This is a genomic window from Streptomyces boluensis, assembly GCF_009908195.1.
Lineage (GTDB): Bacteria > Actinomycetota > Actinomycetes > Streptomycetales > Streptomycetaceae > Streptomyces > Streptomyces boluensis.
Window position 1 is genome coordinate 1 of sequence record NZ_JAAAHS010000325.1, and the last position, 8,909, is coordinate 8,909.

The following is an 8,909-nucleotide window of genomic DNA, read 5'->3' on the forward strand; positions in this document are numbered from 1 at the left end:
CACCCCCTGGAACGCCCGATGACCCTCCCCACCCCGTCCGTGCGCGACCGCGTCCTCTCCCTGCCGTCCGCCGAACTCCCCGCCTACGTCTACGACTTGGCGGCCCTGCGCGAGCACGCCGCCGAGGTGCGGGCCGCCCTGCCGGAACGCGTCGAGCTGTACTACGCGGCCAAGGCCAACCCGGACCGCGAGATCCTCACCGCCCTCGCCCCGTACGTGAACGGCTGCGAGGTGTCCTCCGGGGGCGAGCTGGCCCACGTGCACGAGGCGGTCCCCGGCCACCCGCTCGCCTTCGGCGGCCCCGGCAAGACCCCTGTGGAGATCACGACCGCGCTTGAGCTCGGCGTGCGCCGCTTCCACGTGGAGAGCGCCTACGAGCTGCGCATGCTGGCCGAGTTGGCCGCACGAACGGCCCCGGACATCCGCATCGACGTACTGCTCCGCTTCAACCTGCCGCTGCCCGGCACCCTCCTGGAGAACAGCTCCCTGGCGATGGGCGGCCGCCCGACCCCGTTCGGCCTCGACCCCTCCGAGGCCGACGACACCGTGGCGCTGCTCACCGACGGCACCTTCCCGCACTTGACACTGCGCGGCGTCCACGCCCACCTCGCCAGCGGCCTGGAGGCGGACGAGCAACTCGCGGTCGCCGAGTCCGTCGTGCGCTGGGCGACCGGCCTGGCCGACCGGCACAACGTCCACTTCTCCGAGGTGAACGTCGGCGGCGGCATGACCGTGGACTACGCCGAGCCGGACCGCCGCTTCGACTGGGCCGCGTACGGCAAGGGGCTTGGTGAACTCGCTGACGCCCACCCCGAGTTGACGCTCCGTATCGAACCGGGACGCGCCCTCACCGCGTACTGCGGCTGGTACGCCACCGAGGTCCTGGACGTGAAGCACAGCCAGGGCGAGGAGTTCGCGGTGGTCCGCGGCGGCACCCACCACCTGCGCACGCCCGCGACCAAGGGCCACGACCAGCCCTGCTCCATCCTTCCGGTGGACGACTGGCCACACCCCTGGCCGCGCTCGACGGCCCGCCAGGACCGCGTCACCCTCACCGGCCAGCTCTGCACACCCAAGGACGTCCTCGCCCGGAAGGTCCCGGCGGCGGGGCTGCGCGCGGGCGACCGGGCGGCGTTCTCCGTCGCCGGTGCGTACGCCTGGAACATCTCGCACCACGACTTCCTGATGCACCCGAGGCCGGGCTTCCACTACCTCAACCCCCTTGAAACTCTTGAGGGTTCGGAGCCTTCGGACGGGAGGCGGGACTGACATGCTGCGCCCCAACGCCGTCAAGGCGAAGCTCGCCGCGGGCGAGGAGGTCGACGGGCTGTTCTGCTCCATCCCCGAGCCGTCGGTCGTCGAGATGATCGGCTGCGCCGGGTACGACTTCGCGATCCTCGACACCGAGCACGCGCTCGTCGACCCGCAGACCCTGGAGAACCTGATCCGGGCCGCCGAGGCGGTCGGCCTCACCGCCTTCGTCCGCGTACCCGAGGACGATCCGGGCGCGATCCTGCGGGTGCTGGACGCGGGCGCGATGGGCGTCGTGGTCCCGCATGTGCGCGGCCGCTCGGACATCGACCGCGCTATCCGCGCCGCCCGCTACGCCCCCGAGGGCATGCGCTCGCTCGGGGGCGGGCGGGGCCCCGGCTTCGGCGCGATCCCGCCGGTCGAGTACACGCAGCGGGCCAACGCCGAGATCTCGGTGATCGCGCTGATCGAGGACCGGGAAGGCGTCGAGGCGATCGACGAGATCCTCGCCGGCGGCGGCGTCGACCTGGTGCTGCCGGGCCCGGCCGACCTGTCGCAGTCCTACGGCGTGCCCTGGCAGTTGACCCACCCACTGGTCCGCGACGCGGTGAACACGCTCCGCGCCTCCTGCGCCGAACACGGCGTGCCGTACTGCGCGATGGCCCGCAGCCCCGCGCGGCGTGCGGAGTGGCGGGCCGAGGGCGTACGGGCCTTCGTGACCGGCGAGGAACGCGACCTGGCCGCACGCGCCTTCCGCGACCACTTGGCGGCGCATCGGTCGGCGTAGCGAGTGCGGGCGCCCCTCACGCCTCAAGCGGGACCCTGGCCGCCCGATACCCGGTGCCCGATGTTCAGCATTTCCTGAATTCACGAAGATGTGTATCGTGAGGCCATGCCGACCGCAGCCTCCGACGTCTCTGACATCTCTGACATCTCTGACATCTCCAACATCGAAGTGCTGGCCCGCTTCGGCCGTGCGCTCGCCGACCCGATCCGCTGCCGCCTGCTGCTCGCCCTGCGCGAGGCGCCCGCGTACCCGTCCGACCTCGCCGAAGCGTTCGGCATCTCCCGCACGCGGCTCTCCAACCACCTTGCCTGTCTGCGCGATTGCGGCCTGGTCGTCACGGTCCCGGACGGCCGCCGCACCCGCTACGAGCTGGCCGACGAACGCCTCGGGCACGCCCTGGACGACCTGCGCACCGCCGTGGTCGCCGTCGAGACGGACCGGACCTGCGTGGACGCGGACGAGAAGGAGTGCTGCTGATGGCCGCGATCTCCCTCGGCCCAAGCCCGGCCCGCCGCGACGCCCTCGCCCGCCGGATACGACTCCTCGTCGCCGCCACCATCACGTACAACGCCATCGAGGCGGCCGTCGCCCTCACCGCCGGCAGCCTCGCCTCGTCCACCGCGCTGATCGGCTTCGGCCTCGACTCGGTCATCGAGGTCTCTTCCGCGGCGGCGGTGGCCTGGCAGTTCTCCGCCCGCGAGCACGCGGTGCGGGAGGCCCGGGAGCGGACCACGCTCCGGATCATCGCCGCGTCGTTCTTCGCACTGGCCGCGTACGTCACGGTCGACGCCGTACGCGCACTCACCGGCACAGGGGAGGCCGAGCGATCGGTCCTCGGGATCGTGATCGCCGCCCTGTCGCTGGCCGTGATGCCGTTCCTGTCGGCCGCACAGCGCCGCACGGGCCGCGAACTCGGCTCCGCGTCCGCCGTCGCCGACTCCAAGCAGACCCTGCTGTGCACGTACCTCTCGGCGGTGCTCCTGGCCGGCCTGGTCCTCAACGCCACCCTCGGCTGGTCCTGGGCCGACCCGATCGCCGCCCTCGCCATCGCCGCGATCGCCCTGAAGGAAGGCCGCGACGCCTGGCAGGGCAAGGGCTGCTGCGCGCCACCCCCGGCCACGACCGCACCGGCGACCGGCACCACCTCCGCCGCCGAGGCGCACTCCTGCGACTGCTGCGCCTGACCGGTACGCGCCCCGCGCAAGTGACCGGACCCGCAGGGCGCGCGCAAGGCGGTCTCACCCCTGCGGCATCCCCTCGAACCACGTCGGCCCATCCCCCATGGCCAGCTTGATCCGATGAATGCCGAACTCATCAAGGGGCGGCAGGGAGTCAGGCTCGAACCAGGCCACCTCAAGCGACTCGTCGTCGTTCACATAGCACTCAGTAGTCAACGCCCGGCAGCGCAGCGTGATGTCCATGAACTGGCAGATGTCGCCGTTGGGGTACTGGATCGGCTCCCGCGTCTGCACGAGGACGATCCGCTCGACCTCGCACCGTACGGCCGTCTCCTCGTGCACCTCGCGGACCGCGCACTCCGCGGGCTGCTCACCTGGATCCGGGATGCCCCCGATGACCGCCCACTCGCCCGTGTCCGTGCGGCGGCCGAGCAGCACTCTGCCCTTGTCGTCGAAGACGATCGCGGTGACGCCCGGCAGGAACAGCAGCTGCTGTCCGGCGGTGGCTCGCAGTTCGCGGAGGAAGTCAGGAGTTGCCATGCCTTCGACCCTAACCGGCACGACTGACAAGCCCCGCCGTACCGTCAGGTCTCGCGGCGCGCCCGACGGCCGCGTACCAGCGCGAAGCCCAGGCCGCCGACGCCCACCGCGACGAGCAGCGCCTCCGGCCAGGCGCCCAGCCGCGTGGCCAAGGTGAGCGAGGTCCGCTTGGGCACGTCCGCGACCAGGGTGGCGGGCTCGAAGAGGCCGGTGTCCTGGGCGATGGAACCGTCCGGGCGGATCACCGCACTGACCCCGCTGGTCACCGGAACGAGCACCGCGCGCCCGTGCTCGACGGCCCGCACCCGGTCCATGGCGAGCTGCTGGTACGTCATCTGACTGCGCCCGAAGGTGGCGTTGTTGCTGGGTACGGAGAGGATCTCGGCCCCGGCCTCGACCTGGTCCCGCACCACCCCGTCGAAGGCGGCTTCGTAGCAGGTCACCGGGCCGATCCCGGTACCGGCCATGTCGAACACCACCGGCTCGGTGCCCGGTACGAAGCTGCCCGCGCGGTCCACGTCGGAGCTGAAGATCCGGAAGAAGCCGCGGTACGGCATGTACTCGCCGAAGGGCTGGAGCTGCCGCTTGTCGTAGAAGGCGCCGGGCCCGCTCTTGGGGTCCCACAGGATCTGCCGGTTCCGCGCGGTGCCGTCCTTCGCGGTGACGACGGCGCCCACGGAGATGGGTGCGCCGACGGCCTTGGCGGTCTTGTCGATCTCGGCGTACGCGTCCGGGTTCACATAGGGGTCGATGTCGGAGGAGTTCTCCGGCCATACGACGAGGTCGGGCTTGACCGGGTCGTCGGCGAGCTTCATCGTCTCGCGGACGTGGAAGTCGAGCACCGCCCGCCGCTGAGCGTTGAAATCGAGACCCATACGCGGCACGTTGCCCTGAATGACGGCCACGCGCGTGGTGCCGTTCTCCGCGTCGTTGGACAGCAGCGGCATGGCGGCCGCACCGGCGATCACCGGCGCCACCGTCAGCGCGGCCGCGGCGACGACGCCACGGTCCCGTATCCCGCGCACCGCGACGAGCCGGAGTACGAGTGCGGCGAGCGCGAACCCGCACAGCACGACCGCGAACCCGAGCAGCGGAGTGCCGCCGATCGACGCCAGGGGCAGGAAGACGCCGCTGGGCTGGCCGAAGGCGACCTTGCCCCAGGGGAAGCCGCCGAACGGGAAGCGGGCGCGCAGCGCCTCGTCCACCATCCACACACCAGCGGCCCACAGCGGCCAGGCGGGCAACCGCGTCACCAAGGCGATACCGGCCGCGCCCAGGGCCAGGAACACCGCTTCGGTGACGGCGAGCGCGAGCCAGGGCAGCGGACCGACGTCGACGCCCGTCCAGGAGAGCAGCGGGACCAGGAAACCGAGCCCCATGAGGAGCCCGAGACCGAACCCGGCGCGGGCCCGTCGCCCGTGCACGGCGAGGCCGAGGAGCGCGAAGGCGACCGGCGCGAGCCACCACTGTTCACGCGGCGGGAAGCTGACGTAAAGCAGCAGTCCCGAGACCAGCGCGGCGACCGCCGAGGCGAGGTTCCGCAGCAGCTTGTCGCGCCTGGCGGGGGCCTGCTCCGCACTCTGCGGTGCCGGCCCGTCGGTCGAGGTCGTGGTGGTGGCTGTCACCTCGCGGAGTCTACGGCGCCGACCTGTCATGACCTCAAGGTGGTCGAGGCGCCCGCCACGGCCCGCTCCGTACCGGCCGCCGGGGCACCACGCGCGCGTGCCGGGTGTCTGCCGGAATCCGGTGGCCCGTCGCTCAGAACCCGGCGGCCGATCCGGCGGAACGCATGCTCAGCCGGTCCCTGATGGCGCGTACGGCGGACTCCGCGTCGTCCACGGTGACGGTGAACAGGTGCCCGTCGCCGAGGTCGAGGACCAGGCCCTCACCGCGCCGCACGATCACGGCCGTGCCCTTCTCCGGGCGCCAGCGGTAGCCCCAGCCGCCCCACTGCCGCGGGCTGACCTGGGGGGCGAACTCGGCGCCGACGATATTGCTCAGGAGGATGCGGCGGCGCGGCAGGCCCAGGTGCCCGCACCGCACTTCCAGGTACTCGTCGTCCACACGCACCGCGACGTGCACGAACGCGAGCGTGCCGAACAGGATCAGGAGCCCGGCACCGACGCAGCCGACGACCGCCATGACCAGCGGGCCGAGCCCAGAGGTCCAGTTGGAGCCGACGGCGAGCTGGATGCCGAGGGCGATGCACGCGGCACCCACCAGCGCGAGCAGCCACTGCATCCGGTTGGTCGCGCGCCCGGTCCAGACTTCCGGCGGGGGGCCGTTGCCGCCCCGCTCCGTGTGCGGGTGGTGCCTCATATCGGCCAGGCTACTCGGGTTCCGCTCCGCAGGCAGGAGAGCGCGGAGCGTGACGGAACGCCCTCGAAGCGCTGGTCAACGCGTGGTGCTCAACTGTCCGAGCAGTCGACCCTCGGCATAGGTGAGTGCGGCGCTCGGCAGCGCCGATTCACGGCCGCTGAGCAGCACGGTGAGCGACCCGGTCGGCTCGGCGTCCGCCTGGGTGGGGACGTCGAGGCGGCGCAGCGCCTGGGCGGCGACCGCACCGGCGCTGGCGTGCAGGACGAGCGGTGGCAGTTCGGGCTGCTGAAGGGCGCTGCGGATACGCTCCGCGACCAGCTCGTAATGGGTGCACCCCAGGACGACGGCCCTTACATCGGTCGGTGTGTGCGCGGCGGCAGCGGCGATGGCGCGGTCGATGGCGTCCTCGTCGGCCTCCTGCACCGCGTCGGCGAGACCCGGGCAGGGCACTTCGGTGACCTCGACGCCGTTCGCGAAGTCCCGGATGAGGTCGCGCTGGTAGGGGCTGCCCGTGGTGGCGGGGGTCGCCCAGATCGCGACGGGTCCGCCACCGGCGGCGGCGGGCTTGATCGCGGGTACGGTGCCGATCACCGGAACGTGCGGTTCGAGGTGCGCCCGGAGCGTCGGAAGTCCGTGCACGGACGCGGTGTTGCAGGCGACGATCAGCGCGTCGGGCTCGAACTTCGCGGCGGCCTCGGCGGCCGCGAGGGCGCGCTGCGCGATGTCCTCGGGCGTACGCGGACCCCAGGGCAGCCCGTCGGGGTCGGAGGAGATGACAAGGTCGGCGTCGGGCCTCAGTCGGCGTACCGCCGCGGCGGCCGGGAGCAGTCCGAATCCGGAGTCGACAAGCGCGATCTTCACCCGGTCACCATAGTCGATCGGCCTCGCGGGCCTTGCCCCGTGGGGCAGACTCCCGGGGATGAGCGCCCTCGCGTGGATCGCCGTGCTGTCACTGGCCGCCTGGCTCTGGCTGCTGCTCGGGCAGGGGCTGTTCTGGCGTACGGATCTGCGGCTGCCGCCGCGTCGTGAGCCCGCCGACTGGCCCTTCGTGTGCATCGTCGTGCCCGCCAGGGACGAGGCCTCGGTGCTGCGCCGGAGCCTGCCGTCGCTGCTCGCCCAGGACTATCCGGGCCGCGCCGAGATCGTCTTCGTCGACGACGGCAGTTCCGACGGCACCGGACGCCTGGCGCGCGCCCTCGCCGACCGGCACAGAGGGCTGCCGCTGACGGTGGTCTCGCCGGGCGAACCGCCGACTGGCTGGACCGGAAAGCTGTGGGCGGTACGGCACGGCATCGCCTACGCGCGTGCGGCCGCGGACCGGAAAACGGATCCACGCGCGCGTGCGGCCGCCCGCGAGTACGACCGGGACACGTACCCGCAGGCCCCGGAGTACCTGCTCCTGACCGACGCGGACATCGCCCATGAGCCGGACAGCCTGCGGGAGTTGGTGGCGGCCGCGCGTACCGGGGGCTACGACCTGGTCTCGCAGATGGCGCGGCTGCGGGTGGCGAGCGTGTGGGAGCAGCTGATCGTGCCGGCGTTCGTGTACTTCTTCGCGCAGCTGTATCCGTTCCGCTGGGTGGCCGGTGCGCGTACCCGGACCGCCGCCGCGGCGGGCGGCTGTGTGCTGCTGCGCACGGAGGCCGCGGAGCGGGCCGGGGTGCCCGACACGATCCGGCACGCGGTGATCGACGACGTGGCCCTCGCAAGCGCCGTGAAGCGCGGCGGCGGCCGTATCTGGCTCGGGCTCGCCGACCGCGTCGACAGCGTGCGCCCCTACCCGCGCCTTGCCGACCTCTGGCAGATGGTGTCGCGCAGCGCGTACGCGCAACTGCGGCACAATCCGCTCCTGTTGCTCGGCACGGTGGCCGGGATCGCGGTGATCTATCTGGCGCCGCCCGTCACCCTGGTGGCGGGCCTCGCCCTGAAGGAGCCGGTCACCGCCACGGCCGGAGGCGCCGCCTGGCTGATCATGACGGCGACGTATCTGCCGATGCTCCGCTACTACCGGCAGACACTGTGGCTCGCCCCGCTGCTGCCCGGGACGGCGCTCCTCTATCTGCTGATGACGGTGGACTCCGCGGTCCAGCACTACAGGGGCAGGGGCGCGGCGTGGAAAGGCCGCACCTACAAGCGGCCGGACCGCGCCGAGGCGGCGCCCGACCAGTGACGGTTTTCGGGTACGGCTGCTTGCGGCCCGGTGACCAGTTCATGCCCCAGCCGTACGCGTAATCAAGGGTGCGCTGCATGCTGACGCCGTGCTCGGGCACCAGGTAGCGCGCCTCCCTGCGGACGACGAGGTCCGGGCCTTCCTGGGTGAGGAGGGCGAGCGCGCACACCGTGGAGGGCACCGTGCACTCGTCGAGGTGGAAGTCGACGGGGGCGCCGTGCTGCGGGCTGAGGGTGACCGTCGCGTTGAGGTCGGCGAAGCTGCGCGCGCCCTCGTAAATGGTGACGAAGATCAGGATGCGCTTGAACGCCTGGGCGTGATCGAGGTTGATGGTGAGGTTCTCGCCGCTGCTGCGCGCCCCGGTGCGGTCGTCGGCGTCGAGGTGGATGAACGGCGCCTGGTGGAGGGCGCCGAAGCTGTTGCCGACCGCCTGGACGACGCCCTTGCCGCCGTCGTTGAGTTCGTAGAGGGCGCCCAGGTCCAGGTCGAGGCCGGTGGGTGCGGCTACGGCCCGGCTGAGCTTGGCGGCCCAGCCTCCCCCGGACTGCTTGCGCATCTGCCAGTTGAGGTTCACGCGCATCGCGCCCGAGGTGCCGCCCTGCTTCGTCAGGGAGACGGCGGGCGCCTCCTTGGTGAGCGTCACCTTGCTGAGGCTGATCGGCGC

General features: G+C 72.1%; 9 protein-coding genes and 1 pseudogene. 5 read left to right on the plus strand and 5 right to left on the minus strand.

The features are described 5' to 3' along the window. The first annotated feature begins 18 nt into the window (after positions 1-18). From GUY60_RS29330 to GUY60_RS29345, 4 genes are all read left to right on the plus strand, one after another. Positions 19-1,269, plus strand: a complete 1,251-nt coding sequence (locus GUY60_RS29330; protein WP_161703212.1) for a type III PLP-dependent enzyme — start codon at positions 19-21, stop codon at positions 1,267-1,269. A 1-nt stretch (position 1,270) separates the two neighbouring features. Next, on the plus strand, positions 1,271-2,038 hold the full coding sequence (locus GUY60_RS29335) for an HpcH/HpaI aldolase family protein (protein WP_161703214.1): 768 nt from the start codon (positions 1,271-1,273) through the stop codon (positions 2,036-2,038). Between the two features lie 105 nt (positions 2,039-2,143). Then, positions 2,144-2,515, plus strand: coding sequence for an ArsR/SmtB family transcription factor (locus GUY60_RS29340; RefSeq protein WP_161703216.1), 372 nt, complete (start codon positions 2,144-2,146; stop codon positions 2,513-2,515). Further along, positions 2,515-3,222, plus strand: coding sequence for a cation efflux transmembrane domain-containing protein (locus GUY60_RS29345; protein WP_161703218.1), 708 nt, complete (start codon positions 2,515-2,517; stop codon positions 3,220-3,222). Before GUY60_RS29340 ends, GUY60_RS29345 begins: the two co-directional genes overlap by 1 nt. A 54-nt stretch (positions 3,223-3,276) precedes the next feature. Here GUY60_RS29345 and GUY60_RS29350 read toward each other — a convergent pair whose 3' ends face one another. From GUY60_RS29350 to GUY60_RS29365, 4 genes are all read right to left on the minus strand, one after another. Next, positions 3,277-3,756, minus strand: a complete 480-nt coding sequence (locus GUY60_RS29350; protein WP_161703220.1) for an NUDIX hydrolase — start codon at positions 3,754-3,756, stop codon at positions 3,277-3,279. A 44-nt stretch (positions 3,757-3,800) separates the two neighbouring features. Beyond that, positions 3,801-5,411, minus strand: a complete 1,611-nt coding sequence (lnt, locus tag GUY60_RS29355) for an apolipoprotein N-acyltransferase (protein WP_161703222.1) — start codon at positions 5,409-5,411, stop codon at positions 3,801-3,803. A 103-nt stretch (positions 5,412-5,514) separates the two neighbouring features. Then, on the minus strand, positions 5,515-6,075 hold the full coding sequence (locus tag GUY60_RS29360; RefSeq protein WP_161703223.1) for a hypothetical protein: 561 nt from the start codon (positions 6,073-6,075) through the stop codon (positions 5,515-5,517). A 75-nt stretch (positions 6,076-6,150) separates the two neighbouring features. Then, positions 6,151-6,936: a glutamate racemase gene (locus GUY60_RS29365; protein WP_161703225.1), complete on the minus strand. Its 786-nt coding sequence runs from the start codon at positions 6,934-6,936 to the stop codon at positions 6,151-6,153. A gap of 58 nt (positions 6,937-6,994) precedes the next feature. Between GUY60_RS29365 and GUY60_RS29370 the strand changes: the two genes are divergently transcribed. Further along, entirely contained in the window at positions 6,995-8,245 is a 1,251-nt protein-coding gene (locus GUY60_RS29370) for a glycosyltransferase (protein ID WP_161703227.1), read from the plus strand. Positions 8,246-8,264: 19 nt separating this feature from the next. Here the strand turns inward: GUY60_RS29370 and GUY60_RS29375 are convergent. After that, positions 8,265-8,909, minus strand: a pseudogene (locus tag GUY60_RS29375) (TerD family protein); the annotation flags it as partial.

Coding starts and splice junctions, on each gene's coding strand:
- GUY60_RS29330 (WP_161703212.1), top strand. CDS start 19: ATGACCCTCCCCACCCCGTCCGTGCGCGACCGCGTCCTCTCCCTGCCG.
- GUY60_RS29335 (WP_161703214.1), top strand. CDS start 1,271: ATGCTGCGCCCCAACGCCGTCAAGGCGAAGCTCGCCGCGGGCGAGGAG.
- GUY60_RS29340 (WP_161703216.1), top strand. CDS start 2,144: ATGCCGACCGCAGCCTCCGACGTCTCTGACATCTCTGACATCTCTGAC.
- GUY60_RS29345 (WP_161703218.1), top strand. CDS start 2,515: ATGGCCGCGATCTCCCTCGGCCCAAGCCCGGCCCGCCGCGACGCCCTC.
- GUY60_RS29350 (WP_161703220.1), bottom strand. CDS start 3,756: ATGGCAACTCCTGACTTCCTCCGCGAACTGCGAGCCACCGCCGGACAG.
- lnt (WP_161703222.1), bottom strand. CDS start 5,411: ATGACAGGTCGGCGCCGTAGACTCCGCGAGGTGACAGCCACCACCACG.
- GUY60_RS29360 (WP_161703223.1), bottom strand. CDS start 6,075: ATGAGGCACCACCCGCACACGGAGCGGGGCGGCAACGGCCCCCCGCCG.
- GUY60_RS29370 (WP_161703227.1), top strand. CDS start 6,995: ATGAGCGCCCTCGCGTGGATCGCCGTGCTGTCACTGGCCGCCTGGCTC.